The following is a 25089-nucleotide window of genomic DNA, read 5'->3' as shown; positions in this document are numbered from 1 at the left end:
CTTTTCTTTCCCCTTATGACCATCGAACAAGCCCAACAAACCGTCGACACCTGGATTCAAACTACCGGCGTGCGGTATTTCAACGAGCTGACCAATATGGCTATGCTCACGGAAGAAGTGGGCGAAGTAGCCCGCATTATTGCTCGTCAGTACGGCGAGCAATCGTTTAAAGAATCCGATAAAGACAAAGTATTAGCCGACGAGCTGGCCGATGTGCTGTTCGTAGTGATTTGCCTAGCGAATCAAACCGGCGTTAATCTGACCGAAGCGCTGGCAAAGAACCTGGAGAAAAAAACGAAGCGCGACGCCACGCGTCACCACGACAACGAGAAGCTACGTTAGACACCGGGTTGAAGAGCGGATTCAGACGGCCGCTTTACTTTCAACTGCTTGTCCCTCTTAGTACCTCAGCGGGTCTTTATTTATGCGGCTAGGTAGGCTACGCCCGGCTAGACAGCCTGCTCCGACAATTTTACCCCCTTCCAGCAGTCTGAGCCACAGCTAACTACATCACACTGCCTCGTGTTGCGCTATTCCGTACTTTTACCGCCTTTAGCGGGTACTTGAATCCGAGGCTACTTCCATTGGCGCCTTTCTGTTTGCCTCATGCATCACCGTATTCTGTTTGTGGCTGACCACCTGGTATTAGAATATGACGCTTTAGCTAACTACCTGCATGCTATCTGGGGGCGGGAGCAGACGTTGGAGACCATTCAGGCCGGCTACGAGCAAATCCTGCTCACGCTTCAACGCGAGCATTGCCACCGGCTGCTGGACAATCATGGCGCCATTCATGGCATCTGGACCGATTCAGCTGATTGGCTCAGTCAGAACTGGTATCCACGAGCCCGGCGGGCGGGCCTGGAAGCGCACACCGTCGTTTTCGCGACCGAATTTTTCGGTCGGCGTTCGACGGAGGAAGTCTTGCGCCGCATCGCGGGCGGGGTCATTGTCGGCTTCGAGGATGTGGAGGTAGCGCGGCGGGCCCTGTTGGCTTTCTGAGTTCTCTGCCGATACACATTTGCCCTTTCAGGCAGTTGGATGTGATGTTCAAACATACCTGTCGCAGACCTCTTTCTTACTGGGCATATGCTACTCAACAAGTCTTTTCCCGTCGGCTACATCTTCAGGCATATCCGGGCCGATGTGATGCGCGTGCTGCTGATTTCCATCTTCTTTCACCTGCTCAAGCTGGCGTTAGGCACGTATCTACCCTTGATTCCCTTACAGCTGCCGACAATCCTGGGGAGTCTGATTTCGCTGCTGTTAGCCTTTAAGACCGGTCAGTCTTATGACCGGTGGTGGGAAGCGCGCAAAATATGGGGAGCCATCGTCAACGACTCGCGTACGCTGGTACTACAGGCGCGCACGTTTCTGCCCGATGCCTACCGGCAGCAGACCGGCCCGACCGCACCGCTGCAAATGCTGGCTTATCGGCAGATGGCGTGGTGCTATTGTCTGGGGCAGCGCCTGCGCGGGTTAGCTCCCCTGGCCGGGCTAGAAGCTTACCTCACAGAATCGGAGCTGGCTGGCCTCAGGCAGGAAGGCCACAAGCCCTTGGCCCTGCTGACGCTGCACGCCGACCAATTTCGTGGCCTATATCAGCAAGGGGCGCTCAACGCGTACCAACAGGTACAGCTCGACGCCACGCTGGTGCGCCTGGCCGACGCCATGGGACAGGCAGAGCGCATTAAAACTACCGTATTTCCCGTCAGCTACCGACTGCTGGTGTACAGTTTTATCTACCTGTTTCTGATGACGCTTTCCCTCGGGCTGGTCAAGGCCATCGGGCTGTGGGAGATTCCGGTGCTGCTCACCCTGTCTTCATCGTTTTTTCTGCTGGAGCGCACCGCCCGCTACCTCCAAGACCCTTTCAACAACAAGCCCACCGATACGCCGGTCACCACCCTGGCCCGTACCGTAGAAGCCAACCTGCGGCAACTGGTGGGCGAGCCCACGCCCGTATTTCCGGCAGTGCACGAGACCTTTTACCGGATGTAGTTCATGTTTGGGAACCACCTGAGTCCTGCGTTTTTTCTCTCAGAAGGCAGTCCATCGCGATACGCCAGGCTATTGACTTCTGCGGGACTGGGATGCCAGCAGCACGTCAGCCACACGCCCGCATGAACGTGGCTTCTCGCTTTTCTCGACCACGAAGCTGGCGCTTCGCGTTACAGGGCCACGATTTGGCCTTCTTGCCAGACAGGAACAATATTATACTCATCGAGGCGAATGCAGAACTCCATATCCTGATTTACTTCTAGGCTATTGAGGCGGCGCACGTGGGATGATTGGAGCAAGTAGCCCGCCAGGTCAGGCTTGGCGAGTTGCCACAAATGCAGCGCGGCCAGCGTCGCATCGCTGCTGCGGATATCGAAATCGTCGGCCAAGCGTTCGGCTAAAGCGCCACCGTAGAGCGTGTCTTCCAGGTTGAACATTCCCTTCCACCCGGCGCACACAACGACTACGTCTTTGTTCTGCTGGCGCAGGAATTGGGCTACTGCATCCAGGTTCAAAAAGGCTCCCAACACCACTGCATCAGCGCTCAAGGAGAGATGGATGGCGCGGGTACCATTGGTAGTCGTGATAGCCACGGCAAGGCCGCGCACGGCCACTTTGCCATCGAGGTAGCCAAAAGGTGAATTGCCCAAATCGACGCCTTCCGCTTGCAGACCGTCGCGCTCGGCAGCGGTGAGGTAGCCCTGGGGGGCAAATTCGCGGCATTCGGCTAGCTCCGCCACTGGCACGATATGCGTAACGCCCGCCGCCAGCGCCGTAACCATGGAGGAAGTAGCCCGCAGAATATCGACCACCACGGCCACCTTACCCCGCAGATTATAGAGTGGCAGCAACTCAGGCGAAAAGCAAACGTCGAGAGTAGGCATAAATGAAATTCATTAAAAATAGGACGTCATGCAGAGCGGCAGCGAAGCATCTCGCGTGCGGTAGATGAGAGTAGTAACTCAACCAAACACGCGAGATGCTTCGCTGCCGCTCTGCATGACGTTCTTATACAGCACAGATTTTTACTCTTCCGTGCCTTTTACAAAAGGCAGCTTCACGACCGTCGCAGGCAGGTTTTTGCCGCGCACTTGCACGAAAACCTTGCTGCCGGGCGTGCTGAACTCCATTTTTACGTAGCCCAAGCCCACGCCTTTGCCCAACGATGGCGACTGCGTGCCAGAGGTTACTTCGCCAATCTTGGTTCCCGCCTCGTCTACCAGCTCGTAGTGGCTGCGGGGAATGCCGCCGCTATCCATCAGGAAGCCGACTAGCTTGCGGCTCACGCCCTGCTCTTTCTGCTTTTTGAGGTTTTCGGCGTTGGTGAAGTCTTTGGTAAACTTGGTTACCCAACCTAACCCAGCCTCCAAGGGCGAAGTAGCATCGTCGATGTCATTGCCGTAGAGGCAATAGCCCATTTCGAGGCGTAGCGTATCGCGGGCACCCAGGCCGATGGGCTTTATACCAAACGCCGCGCCGGCGGCCATTATTTTCTCCCACACTTCGCGGGCATTTTCATTGGGCACATACAGCTCGAATCCGCCCGCGCCGGTGTAGCCTGTGGCCGAAATGATGACGTTGGGCGCGCCAGCAAATGTACCTTGTACGAAAGAGTAGTACGAAATGCCCCCCAGATCTACGTCGGTCAGGCTTTGCAGCGCGGCCGCCGCTTTGGGTCCTTGCACGGCAAACAGGCTGATCTGATCCGAGATATTTTCCATCTCCACGCCTTCCGTGTTGTGCTGACTGATCCAGTTCCAGTCCTTCTCAATATTGGACGCGTTTACCACCAGCAGGTAATCGTTTTCGGCCAGGCGATATACGAGCAAATCGTCAACAATACCGCCTTCATTGTTTGGCAGGCACGCATATTGAGCTTTGCCATCTACAAGCTTGCTGGCGTCGTTGCTGGTTACGCGCTGAATTAGGTCGAGAGCTTTGGGGCCACGCACCCGAAATTCGCCCATGTGCGACACATCGAAAATACCGACGGCCCGACGCACCGTGTGGTGCTCGTCGAGGTCGGAAGAGTAGCGCACAGGCATGTTGTAGCCCGCGAAGGGCACCATTTTGGCCCCCAGCTGCTGGTGTACGTCGTTGAGGATAACGGTTTTGAGGTCTTCGGCCATCGGTAAAATGAGTGAGATACAAGGGTGGGTTCTGGAGGGCAAAACTAGCCAATTCTATCGGCTGGGCTGCGTATGCGCGTCTACTACCTTTGAGTTATTATAGCCAGAGTGCTCAACGCGTGAACAAAGACCCTGTTTTTCTCGTTGGTCGGGGCGCATCGGTATAGAAAGTCTGCATTAGCCCAGTGAGACTTTGGCGTTTCATGGGCAAGGTTTCTATGCACGAAGATTTAAAACAGGACTTTGAAATGGCGCAGGTTCGGCACCTGTTGTTTAAATCGAAGCTCCGCTCCGCGCTTTACGGCAGTGGTACCGCCGAAGCGCCCATTCGGGATGCGCAAGTATGCGCCCTTGGTGTCTGGATTCGGGAACGGGCCTTGATAGCCTATGCCCATCTGCCCGAAAGCCGCGAGCTGGATAAAGTGCACCAGCAGATTCATCAGGAAGCCAACCGCTTACTTGATTTGCACCAGCAGGGTAAGGTAGACCAAGCCATTGCTGGCCTGACCTCCGTACAAGGCTACGTCGATGAAATTACGCGCCTGCTACGTATCATGGAACAGAAATTGCGCGCCGAAAGCCCAGGTCTGGGCCGGTAGTTCCTCTTGTTACCGCCCCGCATGAAGCTCAAGCTTTCTACTAAACTCTTCGCCGGCTTTCTGGCCATTTCAGTTTTGTTCGCGGCAGTGGTAATTATTAATTATCAGCTGTCGCGCAAAGTTCTGCGCAACTCACTCAGGGTAGAAGAATCGCAGCTGCGTACAGAAGAAGCCACCACGCTGCTCCGCAATATCATTGACATGGAAACGGGCTTTCGGGGCTATATGCTGGTGGGTAATGAGGCTATGCTGGAGCCTTATCACATGGGCGAGCGTAATCTGTTGGGTCGATTCGTGAATCTCCGCCAACAAATGCCCCTCGACAGCCCCCAGCGCGGCCGCTTGGAACGGGCCCAGCACTTATTTCAGCAGTGGGCGTCATACTCACACTTAATGATCAGTGAGAAGCGTGAGGCCCTACGCCGCAACCCCGATCAGGTAGCACTTGAAGGACTAGAGCACAGATTGCTAGCGGAAGGTCTGACAGGCAAACTGCTCATGGATCAGATTCGGGCCTTGTTTAATGGGTTTGAAGCCGATGAACTGGCGGCCCGCCTGGAGCGGCGCGACAAGCTCACCGATAGTATTCAGCAAACCCGCATGCTGTCTATCTCTCTCACTATCATTGCCATCACCATGGGCATTGTGTGGGCTACCTATATCACCCGCCTACTAGCTCAGCGCATTGCGATGATGCTGGATTTGTCTCGGCGCGTGGCGGGGGGCGATTATCAAACCCAACTGAAGGACACGGACCAAGATGAGCTAAGCGAGTTGGTAAACTCGCTGAATATGATGGCCCGCACCATCGGCTCAACTATTACGCAACTGGAGCGGCGCAATAATGAGCTGGATCAATTTGCCTATGTCGTTTCCCACGATTTGAAAGCACCTCTGCGCGGCATTGAAAGCGCTTCCCGCTGGATTGAGGAGGATCTGGGACAGGAGTTGCCCGATCATATCCGCGAGTTCCTGCAGCTTATGCGGATCCGTGTACATCGCATGGAAAACCTGATTAGCGGCATTCTGGAACTGGCCCGCGTGGGTCGCACAGCTCAGACTCAGGAGCGCGTAAATGTTCGGGAGCTGCTCACCGAAATTGTCGACTCTTTGGCTCCCCCGGACGGGTTTACAGTTGATTTGCCTAGTTATCTGCCCACGCTCATTACCAACCGGGTGCAGCTACAGCAGGTATTCACCAACCTGATCAGCAACGCCTTCAAGTACCACGACCACCCAGAAACGGGCACCGTTCGCATTGGCTGCCGCGAAGACCGCCAACAATACACCTTCTCCATTGCTGACGACGGGCCGGGCATCGATCCGGAGTACCACGAGCGAATATTTGTGATTTTTCAGACCCTCACCGATCGTGATACGCTGGAAAGCACTGGAGTAGGCCTGGCTATTGTAAAAAAGATAGTGGAGCGCCAGGGTGGCACTATCAAGATAGAATCGGAGGAAGGAAAGGGGGCGATTTTCACGTTTACCTGGCCCAAATTAGCCGTGGCGGAGGTAGGCCGCGCTATTGAAACTGGTGTTCGGACAGCCTAATTTGCCCCCCGGTCGTATAGGGAGCCAGAAACGAGTCTGTTTTCCCGCTTTAGTTTCTGTGTTCTATGTCGCTCGAAACCACTATTACCCCTAGTATCCTGCTTGTTGAAGATGACCAGATGGATGTCATGAACGTGCAGCGCGAACTGCGTAAGCACGACATCGACGTGCCGCTCCATCTGGCCCGCAACGGCCGTGAGGCGCTTAATCTGCTGCGCGGCGAAAATGGACAGGATAAGATAGCTAAGCCCAACGTGGTGATGCTCGACATTAATATGCCGCGCATGAACGGCTTGGAGTTGCTCGAAGCTCTCCGCTCCGACCCCGAATTCGTGGGGCTGAACGTCTTCATCATGACCACTTCCGACCTCGAAGCCGACCGTCTCAAAGCCAGCGAGCTGGCCGTAAGCGGCTACATCGTGAAGCCCCTGAGCTTTGATAAATTCGGTGAAGGCGCCACGACAGTAGATGGGTTTAGCCTTTTTCTGGATTTGTTGCAGATGAAGGGGTAAGACTTCGCTCTGGATAAACGTAGTAGGCTGACTTATAACAACCGGAAGCCCATGCGGTGATGCTCCGTGGGGCCGTGCTTTCGAATAGCATCACGGTGCGTTTTGGTGGGGTAGCCAGCGTTCTGCTCCCAGCCATACTCCGGACATTCTGCAGCTAGAGCCCGCATTCGCTCGTCCCGAAACGTTTTGGCCAGCACGGCTGCTGCTGCTATGCTGGCATAGCGTCCATCACCGGCCACAAAGCACGTATGCTCAATCTCCGGATAAGCCCGAAACCGGTTGCCATCCACAATAAGATGCATTGGTACTACGGGAAGCGCAGCCACCGCCCGATGCATAGCTAAGTAGCTGGCCTGTGCAATATTAATGCTGGCGATTTCGGCGGGTGAGGCCTCAGCTACGGCCCACGCCACCGCGCCCGCACATATTTCAGCTTTCACCAGTTCGCGACGACGGGCCGTCATCTGCTTGGAGTCATTAAGGAATGCAGAGGTGAAGCTGGGGGGCAAAATTACCGCCGCCGCAAACACCGGTCCGGCCAGACAACCCCGACCGGCTTCGTCGAGACCAGCTTCGAGCGGTTCGTGCGTATGAGAAATAAGGAGCATAGTAGCAGCGAAAGTAAGCAGTCGGCTTTGCTTGCGGCATTTGTGACAACAGAAAAGGCTTTCCCTACGGCCAATAGCGCCGCGGGGAAAGCCTTTTTAGGTAACTAACTATAGATCTGCCGGAAGGCAGAGCAGGTTATTTGTGGTCGCCGGCGTTGCTGCCGATTACGGGAGCATCATTTTCGCCACGCCGGAAGCCTTGGCTATCGCGGGGGCCTTCGTCTAAGGCTTCGTCTTCTTCAGTGGTGATGTACTCGTTGGTGAGTGGGCCGAGGCCACCGGTTTTTTGAGCCAGTTCGGCTTCTGCTTGCGCGTGCTTGAGGTTGAAAAGCGGGTCGCCGGGCTGGGGCTGAGCTGCTTGCTTTTTGGGTTGGTTAGCCATAGAAATATAAGGGACCGTCCGGGATGTTTGCGGGCGGTTATATACTTGGTACGAGCGTTCTCCACCCGAGGTTAGTGCACGATTACGGCCATCCGGCCAGTTGGCCTTAAACACAAAAAAGCCCATTGCATAGTGCAATGGGCTTTTTTGTGCGCCGACGGTCTGTTGTTATTCACCCTACTCCTAGGTCCGACCGGCGCCCCGCGGGAAGATTCTTCCTTTCCACAACCTCCCCCCGCAGGTACTTATAATATTGGTACAAAAGTATTATCTATCAGTCATTTAAGCGAAAGTTTTTGGACCAACTCCGGCTATCACCCGCCCAACTCGCTCTTTCTCCCGATGGACGCCTTGCTTGGTCTCTCTTCGATCAGCGCCTTACCTTTGCGCTTCTTATTCCTCGTCGCTATACATTCTCATGTCGCACTCAGCACCCTCCGATTTCGACCCCAATCATAACCCCTGGCAAGTAATCAGCACCGCGCTGCAATACCAGAATCCGTGGATTACGGTGCGCGAAGACCAAGTAATAAACCCTGGCGGTGGGCGGGGTATTTACGGAGTGGTAAGCATGAAAAACAAGGCTATCGGCATTGTACCGCTGGATGCGGATGGCAATACGTGGCTGGTGGGCCAGTATCGCTACACGCTGAATGAGTACTCCTGGGAAATCCCGATGGGTGGCGGACCCATTGAGCTGGACGTGCTGGAATCGGCGCAGCGGGAGTTGCGCGAAGAAACAGGCTTGCTGGCTCAGCGCTGGACTACCATTTCGCGCATTCATACTTCCAACTCGGTTACAGACGAGGAAGGATTCATTTTTTTGGCCGAAGACTTAGAACAGGGTGATGTAGAGCCAGAGGAAACTGAAGACCTGCGCCTGTGGAAGCTGCCGTTAGCCGAAGCCATCCAGATGGTAATGGATGACCGCATCACCGATGCCATCAGCGTAGCCGGCCTGCTCAAGGCAGAGAAAGTACTGACAAGTAGAGGGTAAGCCGCCGAAGCATGAGCTTGCGGCTACGCGCTGAATACGCTATTTTGCTTATCAACCCTCTGCTGGAAATTATTCCCTTCATTCGTTTAATAATTCGCGTGAGCAAAATCGAGTAAGCTCGTTCCTGTTATTCTAAAAAGAGGCTCATCTCCGCGCTTCTAACTCCTATCTCCTAAATTTGCGCTATGCGTGACTTGCTGCGTTTTCTCGGACATCGGCTATACACTACCTGGAGTACGTTTTGGTTTGTGATGCCCTTCGTGGTCACGTATCCGGCGCAGTGGGTGCTGGGGCGGCGGCCAACGTGGTACCGCCACCTGCACACGTTCAATCGGAGTTGGTCGATTATTTCGATTCGGATGTGGGGAATGCCTGTGGAGGTGGTGCGCAAAAACCAATTGCCCCCCAGCCAGCCTTGCGTGTACGTAGCCAACCATAGCTCTTACATCGACATTCCGATGCTGTTCAAAGCCATTCCGGGCTTCCTGAATATCGTGGGTAAAAGCTCTTTGGCTAAAGTGCCGTTCTGGGGGCCATTATTTGGGCGCGTCTACATCACGGTAAACCGGGAAAGTGCGTTGAGCCGGGGCCGGGCCATTGTACATGCCCGCAACGGGCTGGCGCAGGGCCGCTCGGTCGTTATTTTTCCGGAGGGCACTATTTCCAAGAAGCCCGGTGAGGAAATGATGCCCTTCAAAGATGGTGCGTTTCAGCTCGCTATTAGCGCCGGCGTACCTATCGTACCCGTCTCGATGCCGCTCAACCATCGTTTTCTGCCCGATCTGGATGGAGAGTTGCGGGTACGCTATTCACCTTTACGTATCGTCCTCCACGACCCTATTCCGACACATAACATGACGCTGGCTGATGTGGAAGCCCTCAAGCAGCGCGCATTCGCTATTATTGCCAGCGAGTTTCGCCCCGATGCGGCTGGCCTGCCAGAGCCATCTCCCCGACCATTTTGGCGCTCCAGCAAAACGGAAGACAACAAAAAAGCCCCCCAGCAGCTTTCTAGCTCCGCACCAAACGCCTCTCAGACGCTAACCAACGGCAACGCCGAGCTAAGCCTCCCCAATTCTTAAGTATCCCTTCTAATTCTCTTACTATAGTGAGTACTGACCTTGCCACCCTACGCCAACTTGCCCATCTGGCCCGCCTCGAATTCGACGCTACCAAGGAGCAGGAAATGCTCGGCGACCTGAACAAAATTCTGGATTGGGTAGCTGAGCTGCGCGAGCTCGACACGACCGATGTGGAGCCTCTGGTGCATTTGTCCCAGGAAATTAACGTATTGCGCCCCGACGAAGCCCAGAACACCATCAATCATCAGGATGGTTTGCGCAACGCGCCGCGCAAAGATTCGGATTACTTCCGCGTTCCAAAAGTGCTGGAATAACCGTTGGTGCCTGCTCCGCTTGCTTTGCCGCCCGCTCCGCGCCGGCGTGTTGCCCTGCTTATTTTAGGTTTAGTGGCGTTGCTGGCCGTCGGGCTGGCGTTGTTTCATTACTTCACCGGCGCCGAGCGGACTCTGCCCGTGGTTACAGTGCCCCAGCTCACGCCCGTCCCCACCACCCTCGCGCCACTCAAAATTGGCCTTGATGAGCTGGTGTTGCGGCTTAACGGTTACCTCGTCACGCAGACGTATGATGTAGCTGGACCCTATGTGCAGCCTGAGGCAGCAATGGCTTGGCTGGGGCTGCTGGCGGTTTGTCTGGTGTATTTTTTGGCCGTGGTAAGCACCCTAGCCCGCCCGGCTTTTGTGGTGGGCATGGCGCTGGTCATCTTCCTGCTGATGTCGCTGAATGCCGACTTGCTCGGCGTGTTTGACTCGTTACAGCAGTATTTTCTGGTGCTGGCCTTGGCGCTGCTGGGGCTGCCGGCTTTTGCTTTTCACGCTTTCTGGCCCGCGGCTACGCTCGGGCAGCGGCTACTCACGTTTGCGGTATTAGTAAGTGCGCTGAGTGCCATTCTGCTTCTGCAAAGCAACTTCTCGCCTGCTTTCACGGCCTTACATTTAGCCAGCTACGCTACCGTAAGCGGCGCAGTGGTTTTTGCTTTGCTGGTGCTGTGGGTAGCCTTCGAGAATATTCACGGGCTATTGTGGTTGAATACGCAGGCTGAAAATCCGGGCAGCCGGTTTGGTTTGTTGCCATTTGTGCTAGCTAGTGGGCTTTACCTAGGCACACTGCTGCTGTATTATCTCAACGACGGCGAAGTTCTGATTCTGCCTAATATTCGTTTAGACCCTTACTTGTTACTCTTGCCAGCGGTGTTGGTGGGCTGGCTGGGGCTGCGGCGGCGGGCGGCTACATACGGTACTTGGGTTGGCTACTGGCCCGGTGCGGCGCATATTTATCTGGTGCTGGTGACACTGGCGGCCGGTAGCTTGGGCTATGCCCTGGCTACCGCTAATGATCCGCTTATTACCGCCGGCCGCGACTTTACGGCTTTGGCGTTGCTGACCTGTGGGGGGGCTTTTTTGCTCTATGTTTTACTCAATTTCGCTCCTCTCATCCGGCAGCGGTTGCGCGTATATCTTGTAGTATATGAGCCCCGGCGGCTACCTTTCTATACTGTCTATGTAATTGGAATTGGGGCATTGGGAATTGTGTCTATGCGCAACAATTTCTTTGTGCTCGACCAAGTACGGGCGGCTTTCTACAACAATCTCGGCGACTTAAGTCGGCTTCAAAGCGAAGAGCAGCCGACCAATGATGGTTTGGCCCTTTTATCAGAGCGCTACTACGCCGAAAGCGACGTATATGACCGCTTCAACCATCGCGCCAGCATGGGCCGGGCGGCCCTGTATCGGTTTCGCAGCCAGCGACAGAACGAAATCAACGCCCTGCGTCGGGCCTTAAGTCGCGCGCCTTCTGAGAAGATATCCCTGCGGTTAGCGGCTTTGTTCAACGAGCCTTCCGACTTCTTCGACCGCCAGAAAACCTTGCAGGAAGGTATCAAAAATGCCCCTCAGAGTGCGAGACTGGCTAACGATTTAGCCCAACTGTACACCCGCTCCGCCCTCACCGACTCCGTCCTGTTTTATCAGCAACGAGCTGCCGCGCTGGCCCCCGATGATGCCGTCGTGCGAGCTAACCAGCTGGCTTTTTTGGTGCAGAATCAGGAATTGAAAGCGGCGCAGGACTTTTTGCGAGAAAATGTTCCCCAGCCTGAGGATGTGGCGTTGCAAAGCAACGCGCTACTGTTAGCCCAACTCATAGGTGATAAAGAGGCTACAGCAAACCCACTACTCGTCGACAGTACCCAAGATTTGAGCGCTGCCGAGTTTGGTCGTCTTTACCACGCTGGCCTTCACCGACTCGCTTCCCGTGATACTACCCTGCTCACTGCTCTCAATGAGGTAAGCAATCGTCACGGCAATAGTGCTTATTCAGAGCAACTCACGTTTTTGCGTGCTTTAACACAATACTATGGTGGCCGACCGGTAAGGGCGCAGGCAACGCTGCTTCCACTGGTCATTGGCAACTCGCCCAGCGCAGCCTACTACCAGCAAGTGCGAGCCATGTGGCTCCTGGACCAAGGGCTTTACACCACCGCAGCAGCCTACTTCGCGGAAGCTGCCCGCAATGGATTTACCGAAGCCGCTCTCCCACGCGCTTACGCATTTGCTTTAGCCGGTCAACTGGATTCGGCCCAAGCGCAAGCTGCTGTAGCTGCCCGCGACCCAAATCCTGCCTTAGCTCGACAGGGCCAACGGTTGCGAAGCATTCTTACGCTGGATTTTGCTACTCAATACCCATCGGCGCCCGACTCTATAAAGGCTCAGTATATCGTAGTCAGAGGAGCCGCGGAAACCAACCCTACAACTCTACTCACCGCAGCCGAGGCTATTGCGACGCCCGCAGCGCGGCAGGTAGCGTTGCTCGCTCAACTACCGCGCGTTTTAGCTACAGGTGATGTGGAGGCAGTGCGCGCTGCTTTGCAGCGTCACGCACCTTCCCCAACTACTAAAAATGCTACGGCTTCCGACTGGAACGTGCTTCGAGGTAAGCATTACGTGCAAGCCAGACAGGCCACAAATCTTCGCCAACTAGTAAGCACAGCTTATTTTGCCCCCCAGCATCAGCCTTATCAACTTTATTTTCAAGCTACGCTGGCCGATAAGCCCGCCGATGCAGCACAACTTTATGCGAAGCTTGTGAAGGAAGCGCCTTACGTAACCGATGGCATTCTGGCCGCCGCCGATTTCCATACACGGCAGCGCGATTATGCAACTGCTTATGATGTTTTGCTCAAAGGATTAGATTATAATCCTGAATCGACGCAACTGCTAAAGGCTTATGTATTAGCGGCTGTGCCGGCTGGATTGGTGGCTTATACGGAAGCCCCGCTTAAGAAATTGCGCACATTGCTCGCCCCGGCGGAATATGCTACCTTTCGTAGTAAATACGAAGCTCAGCGCGCCGCTCAGGCCGCTGAGCTTGCTCCCTGGAACTAACCTGGCTCGCTGCTCATGCAACCTCCTGTCATTGAAACCACTGGCATCTCCAAAATCTATCAGATGGGTGCTGAGCGCATTCACGCGCTACGGTCTGTCACGATCAGCATACAGCGCGGCGAGTACGTAGCTTTTATGGGTCCATCGGGCTCCGGCAAATCTACGCTGATGAACATTGTGGGTTGCCTGGATACGCCTACTGATGGCACGTATATCCTTAATGGCCAAGATGTAAGCCGCATGTCGGACAACCAGCTGGCGGAGGTTCGAAACAAGGAAATTGGCTTCGTATTCCAAACCTTTAACCTGTTGCCACGCGCTAGCTCCCTGGATAATGTGGCTCTGCCCCTCATTTATGCCGGCTACAACAAGCGCGACCGGGAGGCAAAAGCCATGGAGTCACTACGGAGCGTAGGCCTCGACACTCGTGCCAAGCACCGGCCCAATGAGCTATCGGGTGGTCAGCGGCAACGGGTAGCTATTGCCCGCGCTTTGGTCAACGACCCAAGCATCCTGCTGGCCGACGAACCTACTGGTAACCTCGATACGAAAACGAGCCATGAAATAATGGATCTGTTTGAGGCGCTTTACGCCAAAGGACACACCATTATTATGGTGACGCACGAAGAGGACATCGCCCGCTACGCTCACCGTATTGTGCGCCTGCGCGACGGATTGGTAGAGTCGGATATGGAAAACACCGACATTGCCACGCATCACAACCAACTGACAATGAACAAGTAGTAAGTAGCTGGCAACAATTTGCCCCCCAGCATCCTTATAGGGCATTGCTAGTCGCGCTACTGTTGATTGAAAATAATGAAGATTTATACTAAAACCGGCGATAAAGGACTTACCTCCCTTATCGGCGGCACCCGTGTTTCAAAAGCTAGTCTGCGCATCGAGACCTACGGCACCGTGGACGAGCTCAATTCCTACATCGGCTTGGTCCGTGACCAGGAAGTAAATGCTCCCCGCCGCGACTTGCTCAAGGAAATTCAGGACCGCCTCTTTACTATCGGCGCCTCTTTAGCCTCCGACCCGGAGAAGTCGAAGATGAAGATTCCGGATTTGCACGAGGAAGATGTGCTCTTGCTGGAAAGCGAGATGGACCGCATGAACGAGCAGCTGCCGGAGTTGCGTGCCTTTATCCTGCCGGGCGGCCATGTGGCGGTATCGTATGCCCACGTAGCGCGCTGCGTATGCCGGCGTGCCGAGCGGCTGGCTATCCATTTGAGCGAAGAATCTTTCGTGGCCGAGTTGGTTGTTATCTACCTGAATCGACTATCCGACTATCTGTTTGTGCTAAGCCGACAGATGGCGCAAGACCTTGGTGCTGAAGAAGTAACCTGGAAAGCGCGATTGTAGTTGGCTCAGGGTAGCTAGGGGACATTTTTATTATATTGAGTTTAAAAAGCCCGCTTTATCCCCAAAGTAGACATTCATGAGTGTCGGCTTTTAGTAGATTATCTTTGTACCACGAGCGGTGGCAACTGCCCACCCCAGTCCGCCGTTTCATACTTTACCCACCCTTTTCTATCATCCACCCTATGCTTGATACCTTGACCATTCGGACGCAGCGTACCACAGCTTCTCGCCTGTCGAACCTTGACGCTAGCACGCTCGAGTTCGGCAAGATTTTCTCCGACCATATGTTCGCGGTAGATTACCACGATGGCGAGTGGCAGGAGCCTCAGATTGTTCCTTACGGTGATATGGCGGTCAGCCCTGCCAACTCAGCTCTGCACTATGGTCAGGCTATTTTTGAGGGCATGAAAGCGTATAAGAATGCTGATGGCGAAGTAGCGCTGTTTCGCCCCCTCGACAACTTTCACCGCCTCAATGCCTCGGCCGAACGCATGTGCATGCCTACGCTGCCCGAGGAGCTTTTCATGCAGGGCCTTACCCAGCTCGTTCGTCTCGATTCCGCCTGGATTCCCGACGGACCGGGCAGTGCGCTGTACATCCGCCCCTTCATGTTTGCCACCGATGGCTTCGTGGGGGTTCGTCCTTCCAACTCTTACCGCTTCATGATTTTTACCTGCCCTGTAGGCTTGTATTATAATAAACCATTGCGGGTTCGGTTTGAAGAGAAGTTTGTTCGCTCGGCTGAAGGCGGTGCGGGCTATGCAAAAGCGGCCGGTAACTACGGAGCGGCTATGCTGCCCACCAAAAAAGCTAACCAAGAAGGATACCAGCAATTGCTGTGGACCGATGCCTCAGAGCACCGCTACGTAGAGGAATCGGGCACGATGAACGTGATGTTCGTCATTGATGGCCGCATCATTACACCTGCTCTGAGCACCTCTATTCTGGATGGTATCACGCGCAAAAGCGTGCTGCAAATAGCCCGCGATTGGGGCTTGCCAGTAGAGGAGCGTAAGATTTCAATTGATGAGATATTGAAAGCGCAGGCCGAAGGCACGTTGCAGGAAGCCTTTGGAGTAGGCACCGCGGCGACCATCGCGCCGATTGCTACCATCGGCTACCGCGACCAAGACTACAATTTGCCCCCCAGCGGCCCCGAGTCCGTTTCGAAGCGGGTTTCTAAAGCCTTGGATGCTATTCGCAATGGCTTAGCCCCCGATACGCACGGCTGGATGGTAAGCGTATAACGCGCTGGTCAGTTAGTTACAGCTTATTCGTGAAGCGGTCAGCCTACTACAAGGCTGACCGCTTTATTTTGCGGACCTTTGCCGCTTTCCTAATTAGTATCCATTTTTCTGTTCCCACATGACCCAAGATCAGGTTAAGGAATTGAAGGGCCGCGCTGAGGCCCTGAGGAGGTATCTTTGACTACGATAACCGCAAAGCCCAAATAGAAGCTGCCGAGGAGCAAACCACTGCTCCCGACTTTTGGGATGACTCCAAAAAGGCTGAGACCATTCTGAAAGATATCAAGTCTATTAAGGTCTGGACCGATGACTACGAAGCCGTAGCCAACTCCGTAGCCGACACCGAAGTACTATTCGACTTTTATCGCGAAGGCGAAGCCACTGAGCAGGAAATGCAGCGTGAGTTCGACAAGGCCCAGAAAGCTGTGGAAGAGCTTGAATTTAAGCGCATGCTTTCCGATGAGGAAGACCAGCTTTCGGCCATTATCGATATCAACCCCGGCGCGGGCGGCACCGAAAGCCAGGACTGGGCCGAGATGCTCATGCGCATGTACATCATGTGGGGCGAAAAGCACAAGTTTGAGGTGCGCCAGGTCAGCTACCAGCCCGGTGAAGGCGGCGGTATTAAGTCAGCTTCACTGGAAATCAGCGGTGACTTTGCTTACGGTTACCTCAAAAGCGAGATTGGTGTGCATCGCTTGGTGCGTATCTCCCCTTTCGACTCAAGCGGCCGGCGCCATACTTCGTTCGCTTCGGTATTCGCCTACCCTGTGGTTGATGATACGATCAATATTCAGATAAATCCGGCCGACATTACCTGGGATACCTACCGGGCTGGCGGTGCTGGGGGGCAAAATGTAAATAAAGTGGAGACTGCCGTTCGTCTCAAGCACGCTCCGTCCGGCATCATCATCGAATGCCAGATTGAGCGCAGTCAGCTCATGAACAAAGAGCACGCTTTGCGCATGCTGAAGTCGCGGCTTTATCAGATTGAGATTGATAAGCGCAACGCAGAGCGTGACAAGGTAGAAGCTGGCAAGAAGCGTATTGATTTTGGCTCGCAGATCCGCAACTACGTGTTGCACCCTTACAAGCTAATCAAAGACCTGCGTACCGGAATAGAGCGCACCGATGTACAAAACGTACTGGATGGCGACCTCGACGAGTACATCAAGGGTTTCCTGATGCAGAATTAAACCACAACGCATAAAAAAGCCCCCCAGCCAATGGCTGGGGGGCTTTTTTGTTACTCAATAAGCTTATTGAGGGTTAGCAATATCCCACTGCTTTTCGGCTGCTGGCCGCTCAAGACGGGGAAACAACCGGAAAGGAGCATCTGTGAAAGCAAGCGTTTGACCCGGCGCTGGATTCGGATTCAACCGATTCAAACGACGCAGATCAATCCAACGGTGACCTTCATAGAACAAGGAATAGCGGCGTTGCTTCAATATCTCATTGATGTATTGAGGGGCACCAGCAAGCGAGCCAGCTGTAAGGGCTGGCAACCCGCCCGCCCGGGTCCGGATAGCATTGATATCAGCCAGGGCACCTGTCAGATCACCCGTATTGGCCCGCGCTTCAGCCGCAATCAGAATCAGCTCTTCGTTGCGAATGATATCGAGGGGCGCAGTCTGCGACGCAAATACCCGCGCCTCATAAGCTCCCGTCACGCCACCCAACGTCCGAGGATTCGTGCGAAGTGCCACTTTCGACAAGCGCAAATCACCAGCTTCAGCTTCAGTTACGAAGTTGCTAGGCACGGCCACTAGGGTGGAGGGGTCACCATTGGCTACTTGAAAATAGGGGTTACCTACATCGCTAGCAGTAGTTGGGCTGAACACAAGCTTTGGACCCAAAGTTAGGCTACCCGCCCGATCATAGAAAGATGCGCTTAGGGCAGTCAGGGCGCCAGCATAATCAGCTTGGTAAAGCGCTACCCGGGCTGCTAATGCTCGGTTAAAGCGCCGGAAGGTAGCAGGCGTATTGAAGCCAGTATAGCCGCTCGAGAGTGGGAAGGCGAAGGCAGCACCAGCCCCTGCCAAATCTTGGTCAGCCTGATCGAGCTGCTGACGAATGTTGGTTAGTGCTTCGGCTTGCGTAACAAATTTGCCAGGGCGCCTGATATCGTCCAAGTCAACTCGGATACCATTCTCTCCCTGCAAATTGAGAAGATGCAGCTTGCTTAGCGCCTCATAGGTACGAGTAAAACCAGCGACACCACTCTTCTGCTCCGCATTAATGACATTGCTTGCCTCAGCAGAAGCCCGGAAAATACGGGCAGCCCGACCTACGCGCGCAAAATCAGTGTACTGCCCGTTGTAGAAGGCTGCATCGTCGAGTACATCCACGCTTGTATTGCCCGTACTTCCTCGACGACCTTGTAGCTCCAGATACCAACGGCTTTCCGTTTGGGCCAGCACAGTAACCTCGCGACCCAACGTTCCCACTATCTGATTATACGAGCTATTATTCGCGTGTCCTAAACGGAGTGAGGCCTCTACCCCTACCGCCAACGCATTCAGTTGCGCTTGACTGGCATTGGCAACTACACTCTCAATGCTAGCATTGTTGGGGTCGTTTACCTCATCAATTTCAAAAAGGCTGCAACTGCTTGCGCTAAGCAAAGTAGCCAGAGCGCCCGCCATCAGCAAGGGCCGAGCTTGAAACTTCAACATATTATTCATAAGTAGATTAGATCAAGGAAAGATTAAAAATCAAGGCCTATGTGGAAGAACACACGCCGAGTATTGGGGAAGCTGCTAACATCCACTTGAGCACCATTGGAGGTTGAACCAAAGTTCGAAACCTCCGGATCGTAGCCGACATAATCAGTCCAGGTGATCAAATTGTTCCCTGATGCACCTATCCGAATGTTGCGTACGAAGTCCTTGAAGATGGCCGTGCGTATGCTAGCCGGTACTGAGTAGTAAATGCTGGCCTCACGTAGGCGTACATAGCCACTATTTTGAATGTACTCACTAGCCGGCAAGTTTGGCCGCTGCAAACCATTCACTTGGCCATCATTGTCGTCATCTTGGCTCCAATCCTTCGTGGTGCCGCCTTCGTCTTGTAGCAAACGGCTTAGGTTGCTCGTGTAGCTATCCTTGCGCCAGTGCAGCAGGAAGGATACTTCTATATTCTTAAACAGTGTAAAGTTGTTTAAGAAGGACATTTGAAACTTGGGTTGAGCCTCTTGATAGCGAGTCAGGAAGCTAGGATTAGTTGCATTGTCGACGGCATTTACGGGAGTGCCATACCAGCGCGAGGGCGACTCACCTAACGTGAATACGTTACGGCCAAATCCGCTGCCAAAACCTAAACCAGTATTAAAGGCTGGTACCACAATCCGGGTCACCTCCGTGCGGTTAAACCAGTATTGAGTAGTTGATACCCAATTAAAGTTTTCGCTGCGTATAGGGGTAACACCCAGAGACAGTTCTATGCCTCGGTTTTGCAAGTCACCTACTGGGAAAGCACGAATAGAAGTTACTCCAGTGCTTGGGGCCAATACAAACGAATTGATCAGGTCTTTGGCTACCTTATTATAGTAGGTTGCCTCCAAAGTGATGCGGCTCTCAAGAAAGGCGAGATCTATGCCAGTTTCAAACTCTGTGGCGCGCTCTGGCCCGATATCCAGGTTGCCTACTAGGGTTGATGGCAGGAAGCCTACGCGGCCACCAGTACTTGTGTTAACCAAGGGTGAGAAAGTAGAGCCGAAGAAGCCAGGAGCACCGGTTTCACCGTAAGCTGCCCGTAGCTTTACTAAGTTCACTGCTGGCAGATCGAAAAAGCCAAACTTAGCGATGTTAACTGCCAATGAAGCCTTGGGGAAAGCATAGTACTTGTTAGGGTCCCCATTGCGGCTCGATTTGTCGAAACGCACACCAGCAGTAGCGATGATCTGGTCGTTGAAGTTAACCTCTTGCTGCGCCACATGACCGATATCACGCTCGGAGCCAAGTTCCACTTCTTGGGTTACCAGTGAGCTACGGTTCGGAGTTAGCGGTTCGCCGGGGGCCAAATTTTGTCCTTGGCTAAAGCTCAAGTTACGATCAAGCCCTAAGCGAACCGTTCCAACCTGCGAAGTGAGGTTGATAGTTTCGCCCAAGCGCCAGTCATACACTAAGAATCCCTGGAGGTTATAGTTAAAGAACTGATTCTTCAGCACACGCACTGCACCTGGGTTAGGCAGGTTGCGCTGCGACTGTAGATCAGCAGGCAATGCCAATATCGCGTCACTATTGGAATAGTCAATACCGCCTTGTACAGCCAGACGCAGGGAAGATGTCTCATTCTCCAGTATGCGAAGCGTACCGTTAACGGCTTGGACCGTACGATTCGTATTTTCTTCGTTTACAGCCCGCGCTACGATTGCCAATGGATTGTCACCACCATATGGATTGTCTGGGAATATACCTGCCTCATTGGGCTGTAATTGAGCATAGCTTGGCAGATAGCCTAAGGTATAGCCGAGGCTTACACCACGGTTATCGTTACCCGTGAATCCGCGGCGGTTCTGCGAACGAATGAAACTAGACGTGATACCAATGTCAATACGCTCTCCTATTTTCTGATCAAGGTTGGCGCGAATAGAGTTGCGCTTGAAACCCGTACGATCAACGATACCACCCTCATCGGTGCTGGTACCGGCCACGTAGAATTTCGTTTTCTCCGAACCGCCCGAGACGCTCAACGAAGTATTGCGCAGAAAAGCAGTATTGCCGAAAATCTGCTCTTCGTAATCGTATATCTGACCACTAGCTTGCGCGTCTGCCAAACGTTGCTTTTCAAGAGTAGCGCGGGCACCGGTATAGTTGAGGTCAATCTTCTCATTCGTCCAGTCTTCCTTACCCAGCAGATTCCAGGCCTTGGCAAAGCCCAAATCTTGGTTGAAGCTAACACGGGTTTGACCAGCTACCCCACGCTTCGTTTTGATGATAATTACGCCAGCGTTAGCGCGAGTACCATAGATAGCCGCCGCGCTCGAACCCTTTAGCACCTCAATGCTTTCAATATCATTGGGGTTTAGGTCAGCAAGGCGGTTAACTGGGTTATCCTGCGTACTACGCCCGGCAGTGGTAGAAGCGGCGGCCGAAAAAGCGGCGGCTCCAGCTCCATTGCCCACTTCGGCATTTACGGCATACACACCATCAATAATATAGAGTGGCTGCGTACCGCCAGTAAGCGAGGAAATGCCGCGTAGCTGAATAGCGACACCGCCACCTGGCGCACCTGACGTCTGAGAAATATTAGCGCCTACCACCTTGCCATTCAAAGCAGCATCCACTGTTACTGGGCGGGTACTGCCCACTAGCTCCTTAGCAGAAATGGTTGTTACAGCGTTAGCTAAGTTGGACCGCTTAATAGAGGTAGCTAAGCCCGTTACTACTACCTCTTCCAGTTGGCGGGTATCGGTTGCTAGCTGCACATTGATTGTGCTGGAATTACCAATTGGCCGCTCAACCGTCAGATAACCAATAGAGGAGAAAGTCAAGGTGGAGGCTGAAGCAGGCGCACTCAAGCTAAAACTTCCATCTGTATCAGTTGAGACACCTACTGTTGTGCCCTTAACGAGAACGGTTACTCCCGGTAGGCCCTGGCCGCTTGACGCGTCGGTTACCCTTCCGGAAATACTTCTATCCTGGGCCACCACCTGCTGCAACAGCGCAGTGACCATCAAGAAGATAATGAATAGATTTTTTTTCATGTGAGTTAAGATTGTTTGGTTTTTTAAAAAAGCAGTTTGGTGGGAGGGATGGAAATAAATTAGTGAAAAGTATGGTTTTCCCCGACAAGCTAAGAAAAAGTTTTCAAGAATTATGTTTCCCTTATATAGACTACTGATAAACCATCTTGGAACCAATATGTCAACACGCTAAAATTATATAAACAAGCAACTTCTTATTCGAAATATTCAAAATTACAGAACCACTATATTTTACATGATAATTCATGTTTTTAATCTAAAAAGTGGCCCTGCTAGCACTATACTTAATTTTCAACCTTTGCTGAGTTATCATTTTAACCTATACTTGCTATAGTTATTCACTCACTAATTCAATTTTTTCCTTTCTCTCACCAAATTATTAACCCAATGAAAAAACTCTTATTTATGGTCATTCTGTTGATGACGAGCTTGTTGCAGCAGGCTATCGCGCAGGATAGAACCGTTACTGGTCGGGTTACGGACCGCAGCACTGGCGAAGGCTTGCCAGGCGTTACGGTACTCGTGAAGGGTACCTCTGTGGGTGGCTCTACCAACTCTGAAGGTGCTTTCTCTATTAGTGTACCTGCCTCAGCTACCACCTTAACTTTCTCCTCTATCGGCTATGTAAACGTGGAGCGCGCTATTGGTACTGAGTCAGTTATCGATGTTAGCTTAGGCACCGATACCAAGCAGCTAGGCGAAGTAGTCGTAACAGCTTTGGGTCGTACCGAGGAAAAAAGGTCTCTGGGCTATTCCGTACAGGACGTTCAAGGTGAAGTTCTAACCCAGGCTCGTGAGTCGAACGTGGTTAACTCACTGTCAGGCCGCATTGCTGGTGTTGCTATCAACAATAGCAATGGTGGCTCACCTGGCAGCTCGTCGCGTATTGTTATTCGTGGTAACCGTTCGATAACCGGCAACAACCAGCCACTCTTCGTAGTGAACGGTTTGCCAATCGACAACTCCAACTTCTCTCCCGCCAACGGAAACGGCGGTGTTGACTACGGTAATGCCGCTTCAGACATCAACCCTGATGACATTGAGTCTATCACGGTACTGAAAGGTGCTAACGCAGCTGCTCTTTATGGTTCACGGGCTGCTAACGGCGTAGTGTTAATCACGACCAAATCTGGTCGTAAGCAGCAGGGCTTAGGTGTCAGCGTAAATAGCACGACTACCTTTGATTCTGTTTTGAAATTACCTGATTTCCAGAACGAATACGGCCAGGGCAACGGCGGTGAATTTGAATTCGTGGATGGTGCTGGCGGTGGCGTGAATGATGGTTCGGACGAAAGCTGGGGCCCACGCCTCGATGGCCGTTTGATCCCACAGTTTAACTCACCAGTAGATGCTGCTGGCAACCGTGTTCCTACCCCTTGGGTAGCTCACCCCGACAATGTGCGTGACTTCTTCCGCACTGGCCGCACTCTCAATAATAATGTTTCTCTATCGGGTTCTTCTGAAAAGGCTAATTTCCGTCTTTCCTATACTAACCTAGATCAGACGGGCATCCTAGAAAACACCTTCCTGAAGCGGAACACCGTTTCGGTAAGTGGTGGCACAGACATCACCAAGAAATTCAAAGTATCTACTGACATCACCTATACTCAGAACCGTGGTCGTCGTCCCGGCTTAGGCTACAGTGGTCAGAACGTTATGCAGCAGTTCAGCTGGTTCGGCCGTCAGGTAGACATTTCGGAGTTGAAGGACTACGAGCGTGATGGTGAGAAGTATAACTGGAATTACAACTACCACAACAACCCATACTTCACGCTCAACGAGAACACCAACGATGATCGGCGTGACCGTATCAACGGCCAGCTTTCGGCAACTTACATGCTGACTAACTGGCTGAATATCACGGCACGTACTGGCAATGACCTTTACACTGAGAAGCGTCAGCGTCGTATTGCTGTAGGTGATATCGAGAATTTGAGAGGCAGCTACGCAGAAGATGAGTACTACGTGAATGAGCGTAACTCAGAGATTCTGGCTACTGCTAACAAAGACTTGAATGAAAACTTCAACATCGACTTCGCTTTAGGTGCAAACCGTCGCGATAACAAAGTGGAGCGGATCAGCGGTGTTGCTCCAGAACTAGCAGTACCAGGTATCTACACCTTGGCCAACTCTGCTATTGCCACTCAGCCTTCTAGCGTAAACAACAGACTGCGTGTGAATAGCGTCTACGGTTCAGCTAAGTTGGGCTTTAAGAACTTTGCATTCCTTGGAGTAACCGGTCGTAATGACTGGTATTCGACGCTTGCTGACGCGAACAACAGCCTCTTCTATCCTTCTATTGATGGTAGCTTGATCGTGACTGAAGCTCTGGGTATTGAAAACTCGTTCCTGTCGTTTGCTAAACTGCGTGCTAGCTATGCAGAGGTGGGTAACGGTGGTCAGGATCCATACCAACTGGTTAACATCTACCCTTTCAATACGCCCTTCGGCAGCAACCCAGCCATTACAACCAGCAATGACCTGCTCAATCCCGATCTGCGGCCTGAGCGTACGGAGTCGTTAGAAGCTGGTATCGAATTGCGTTTCCTCGAGAATCGTATTGGCTTGGAATTAACTGGCTATAACACCAACTCAATTGACCAGATTTTCAATCAGTTAGTATCTTCTTCTACGGGCTTTGCAACGGCACTTGTAAATGCTGGTGTCATCCAGAACAAAGGCATTGAAGCTATTCTGAACTTCGCTCCTTTGAACCCGGAGAACCCATTCCAATGGAATGTGACAGCCAACTTCGCCTTGAACCGTAATGAGGTGAAAGAGTTGAATGGCGACTTGAAAACCTTGGTACTTGGTGGACAATGGAATGCAAACGTAGAAGCTCGCGTAGGTGAGCCTTACGGTGTGCTGTTTGGTAACGGCTTCCGTCGCGTAGAGGAAGGCCAGTACAAAGGTCAAATCATCAACGATGCTTCTGGCCGTCCGATCGTTGATCCAACCCGCAAGGTATTGGGCAATGTAAACCCAGACTGGACTGGTGGTATCAGTAACTCGTTCAGCTTTAAAGGTATTAACCTCGGCGTATTGATCGATACCCGTCAGGGTGGTGATGTTTACTCAGTAAGTAACACTTGGGGTAACTATGCTGGTACATTTGCCAACTCACTCCGCGGCCGTGAAAACGGTATCATTGGTGAAGGTGTAATTGCAAATGCTGATGGCACGTACCGTCCGAACGACGTTACTAGAGCGGCTGAAAGCTACACGAAGCGTTACTACAGCAACAGCGTAGCTGAGTCTAGCATTTATGATGCTTCGTTCGTTAAGCTGCGTGAGATTAAAGTGGGCTACCAGCTGCCAAAAGGCCTGATCAGCAAAACGCCTTTCAGCACGATTGGACTGTCTGTAGTTGGTCGTAACCTGGCTATCCTTCAGTCTAATGCTCCTAACATCGACCCAGAGACTTCTTTCAGCAGCGGCAACGCCCAAGGTTTGGAGTTCGGTCAGATTCCTTCAACGCGCAGCATTGGCTTCAACGTAAACCTCACGCTGTAAGGAATCATAAATG

21 protein-coding genes are annotated in these 25089 nt (G+C 52.9%); 15 read left to right on the top strand and 6 right to left on the bottom strand.

The annotated features are described in order from the left end of the window. Positions 1-15 precede the first annotated feature (15 nt). From H8B13_RS07310 to H8B13_RS07300, 3 genes are all read left to right on the top strand, one after another. Positions 16-342, top strand: a complete 327-nt coding sequence (locus H8B13_RS07310; protein ID WP_187310132.1) for a nucleotide pyrophosphohydrolase — start codon at positions 16-18, stop codon at positions 340-342. A gap of 264 nt (positions 343-606) precedes the next feature. Continuing rightward, positions 607-1002 (top strand): hypothetical protein, encoded by a 396-nt coding sequence (locus H8B13_RS07305; RefSeq protein WP_187310131.1) that lies wholly within the window; start codon positions 607-609, stop codon positions 1000-1002. An 87-nt stretch (positions 1003-1089) separates the two neighbouring features. Continuing rightward, a complete protein-coding gene (locus H8B13_RS07300; protein ID WP_187310130.1) occupies positions 1090-2001 on the top strand; it encodes a bestrophin family protein in 912 nt (303 codons plus the stop codon). Between the two features lie 170 nt (positions 2002-2171). On the opposite strand, the gene H8B13_RS07295 is transcribed toward H8B13_RS07300, so the two are convergent. Both H8B13_RS07295 and gcvT read right to left on the bottom strand, forming a co-directional pair. After that, on the bottom strand, positions 2172-2885 hold the full coding sequence (locus H8B13_RS07295) for a 2-phosphosulfolactate phosphatase (protein WP_187310129.1): 714 nt from the start codon (positions 2883-2885) through the stop codon (positions 2172-2174). A 141-nt stretch (positions 2886-3026) separates the two neighbouring features. Then, positions 3027-4130: a glycine cleavage system aminomethyltransferase GcvT gene (gene gcvT, locus H8B13_RS07290; protein ID WP_187310128.1), complete on the bottom strand. Its 1104-nt coding sequence runs from the start codon at positions 4128-4130 to the stop codon at positions 3027-3029. Positions 4131-4348: 218 nt separating this feature from the next. Between gcvT and H8B13_RS07285 the strand changes: the two genes are divergently transcribed. The 3 genes from H8B13_RS07285 (at position 4349) to H8B13_RS07275 (ending at position 6795) form a co-directional block, all read left to right on the top strand. Further along, positions 4349-4729, top strand: a complete 381-nt coding sequence (locus H8B13_RS07285) for a CZB domain-containing protein (protein WP_187310127.1) — start codon at positions 4349-4351, stop codon at positions 4727-4729. A 21-nt stretch (positions 4730-4750) separates the two neighbouring features. Then, entirely contained in the window at positions 4751-6283 is a 1533-nt protein-coding gene (locus H8B13_RS07280) for a sensor histidine kinase (protein ID WP_187310126.1), read from the top strand. A 65-nt stretch (positions 6284-6348) separates the two neighbouring features. Continuing rightward, entirely contained in the window at positions 6349-6795 is a 447-nt protein-coding gene (locus H8B13_RS07275) for a response regulator (RefSeq protein WP_187310125.1), read from the top strand. A gap of 32 nt (positions 6796-6827) precedes the next feature. On the opposite strand, the gene H8B13_RS07270 is transcribed toward H8B13_RS07275, so the two are convergent. Together H8B13_RS07270 and H8B13_RS07265 are read right to left on the bottom strand one after the other, a co-directional pair. Next, positions 6828-7403, bottom strand: coding sequence for a ribonuclease HII (locus H8B13_RS07270; protein ID WP_187310124.1), 576 nt, complete (start codon positions 7401-7403; stop codon positions 6828-6830). A 136-nt stretch (positions 7404-7539) separates the two neighbouring features. After that, positions 7540-7785, bottom strand: coding sequence for a hypothetical protein (locus H8B13_RS07265; protein ID WP_187310123.1), 246 nt, complete (start codon positions 7783-7785; stop codon positions 7540-7542). Between the two features lie 418 nt (positions 7786-8203). Between H8B13_RS07265 and H8B13_RS07260 the strand changes: the two genes are divergently transcribed. From H8B13_RS07260 to prfB, 8 genes are all read left to right on the top strand, one after another. Further along, positions 8204-8782, top strand: a complete 579-nt coding sequence (locus H8B13_RS07260; protein ID WP_187310122.1) for an NUDIX domain-containing protein — start codon at positions 8204-8206, stop codon at positions 8780-8782. A 185-nt stretch (positions 8783-8967) separates the two neighbouring features. Next, entirely contained in the window at positions 8968-9864 is an 897-nt protein-coding gene (locus H8B13_RS07255; protein ID WP_261990256.1) for a lysophospholipid acyltransferase family protein, read from the top strand. Positions 9865-9890: 26 nt separating this feature from the next. Beyond that, positions 9891-10178 (top strand): Asp-tRNA(Asn)/Glu-tRNA(Gln) amidotransferase subunit GatC, encoded by a 288-nt coding sequence (gatC, locus tag H8B13_RS07250; protein WP_084446469.1) that lies wholly within the window; start codon positions 9891-9893, stop codon positions 10176-10178. 6 nt (positions 10179-10184) lie between these two features. After that, positions 10185-13241, top strand: a complete 3057-nt coding sequence (locus tag H8B13_RS07245) for a tetratricopeptide repeat protein (protein WP_187310121.1) — start codon at positions 10185-10187, stop codon at positions 13239-13241. Between the two features lie 15 nt (positions 13242-13256). Beyond that, positions 13257-13985 (top strand): ABC transporter ATP-binding protein, encoded by a 729-nt coding sequence (locus H8B13_RS07240; RefSeq protein ID WP_187310120.1) that lies wholly within the window; start codon positions 13257-13259, stop codon positions 13983-13985. A 75-nt stretch (positions 13986-14060) separates the two neighbouring features. Next, a complete protein-coding gene (locus H8B13_RS07235) occupies positions 14061-14609 on the top strand; it encodes a cob(I)yrinic acid a,c-diamide adenosyltransferase (RefSeq protein ID WP_187310119.1) in 549 nt (182 codons plus the stop codon). A gap of 182 nt (positions 14610-14791) precedes the next feature. Continuing rightward, positions 14792-15856: a branched-chain amino acid aminotransferase gene (locus H8B13_RS07230; protein WP_187310118.1), complete on the top strand. Its 1065-nt coding sequence runs from the start codon at positions 14792-14794 to the stop codon at positions 15854-15856. 118 nt (positions 15857-15974) lie between these two features. Continuing rightward, positions 15975-17052, top strand: a protein-coding gene (gene prfB, locus H8B13_RS07225) for a peptide chain release factor 2 (RefSeq protein ID WP_187310117.1) whose coding sequence is annotated in 2 segments (ribosomal slippage) — positions 15975-16025 and positions 16027-17052 — 1077 coding nt in all. Because the reading frame shifts where the segments join, the coding sequence is not laid out codon by codon here. A gap of 63 nt (positions 17053-17115) precedes the next feature. Here the strand turns inward: prfB and H8B13_RS07220 are convergent. Further along, positions 17116-18531 carry a RagB/SusD family nutrient uptake outer membrane protein gene (locus tag H8B13_RS07220; RefSeq protein ID WP_187310116.1) on the bottom strand — a complete coding sequence of 472 codons (1416 nt, stop codon included), beginning with the start codon at positions 18529-18531 and terminating at the stop codon, positions 17116-17118. A gap of 32 nt (positions 18532-18563) precedes the next feature. Further along, positions 18564-21563 carry a SusC/RagA family TonB-linked outer membrane protein gene (locus tag H8B13_RS07215; RefSeq protein WP_187310115.1) on the bottom strand — a complete coding sequence of 1000 codons (3000 nt, stop codon included), beginning with the start codon at positions 21561-21563 and terminating at the stop codon, positions 18564-18566. A 387-nt stretch (positions 21564-21950) separates the two neighbouring features. Here H8B13_RS07215 and H8B13_RS07210 point away from each other — a divergent pair, with 387 nt between their 5' ends. Next, entirely contained in the window at positions 21951-25076 is a 3126-nt protein-coding gene (locus tag H8B13_RS07210) for a SusC/RagA family TonB-linked outer membrane protein (RefSeq protein ID WP_187310114.1), read from the top strand. Positions 25077-25089: the final 13 nt, after the last annotated feature.

The organism is Hymenobacter sp. BT188, from assembly GCF_014333585.1.
Lineage (GTDB): Bacteria > Bacteroidota > Bacteroidia > Cytophagales > Hymenobacteraceae > Hymenobacter.
Note: the sequence above shows the minus strand (reverse complement) of the source record. Positions and strands in the feature narration are given on the sequence as shown.

Coding starts and splice junctions, on each gene's coding strand:
- H8B13_RS07310 (WP_187310132.1), top strand. CDS start 16: ATGACCATCGAACAAGCCCAACAAACCGTCGACACCTGGATTCAAACT.
- H8B13_RS07305 (WP_187310131.1), top strand. CDS start 607: ATGCATCACCGTATTCTGTTTGTGGCTGACCACCTGGTATTAGAATAT.
- H8B13_RS07300 (WP_187310130.1), top strand. CDS start 1,090: ATGCTACTCAACAAGTCTTTTCCCGTCGGCTACATCTTCAGGCATATC.
- H8B13_RS07295 (WP_187310129.1), bottom strand. CDS start 2,885: ATGCCTACTCTCGACGTTTGCTTTTCGCCTGAGTTGCTGCCACTCTAT.
- gcvT (WP_187310128.1), bottom strand. CDS start 4,130: ATGGCCGAAGACCTCAAAACCGTTATCCTCAACGACGTACACCAGCAG.
- H8B13_RS07285 (WP_187310127.1), top strand. CDS start 4,349: ATGCACGAAGATTTAAAACAGGACTTTGAAATGGCGCAGGTTCGGCAC.
- H8B13_RS07280 (WP_187310126.1), top strand. CDS start 4,751: ATGAAGCTCAAGCTTTCTACTAAACTCTTCGCCGGCTTTCTGGCCATT.
- H8B13_RS07275 (WP_187310125.1), top strand. CDS start 6,349: ATGTCGCTCGAAACCACTATTACCCCTAGTATCCTGCTTGTTGAAGAT.
- H8B13_RS07270 (WP_187310124.1), bottom strand. CDS start 7,403: ATGCTCCTTATTTCTCATACGCACGAACCGCTCGAAGCTGGTCTCGAC.
- H8B13_RS07265 (WP_187310123.1), bottom strand. CDS start 7,785: ATGGCTAACCAACCCAAAAAGCAAGCAGCTCAGCCCCAGCCCGGCGAC.
- H8B13_RS07260 (WP_187310122.1), top strand. CDS start 8,204: ATGTCGCACTCAGCACCCTCCGATTTCGACCCCAATCATAACCCCTGG.
- H8B13_RS07255 (WP_261990256.1), top strand. CDS start 8,968: ATGCGTGACTTGCTGCGTTTTCTCGGACATCGGCTATACACTACCTGG.
- H8B13_RS07240 (WP_187310120.1), top strand. CDS start 13,257: ATGCAACCTCCTGTCATTGAAACCACTGGCATCTCCAAAATCTATCAG.
- H8B13_RS07235 (WP_187310119.1), top strand. CDS start 14,061: ATGAAGATTTATACTAAAACCGGCGATAAAGGACTTACCTCCCTTATC.
- H8B13_RS07230 (WP_187310118.1), top strand. CDS start 14,792: ATGCTTGATACCTTGACCATTCGGACGCAGCGTACCACAGCTTCTCGC.
- H8B13_RS07220 (WP_187310116.1), bottom strand. CDS start 18,531: ATGTTGAAGTTTCAAGCTCGGCCCTTGCTGATGGCGGGCGCTCTGGCT.
- H8B13_RS07215 (WP_187310115.1), bottom strand. CDS start 21,563: ATGAAAAAAAATCTATTCATTATCTTCTTGATGGTCACTGCGCTGTTG.
- H8B13_RS07210 (WP_187310114.1), top strand. CDS start 21,951: ATGAAAAAACTCTTATTTATGGTCATTCTGTTGATGACGAGCTTGTTG.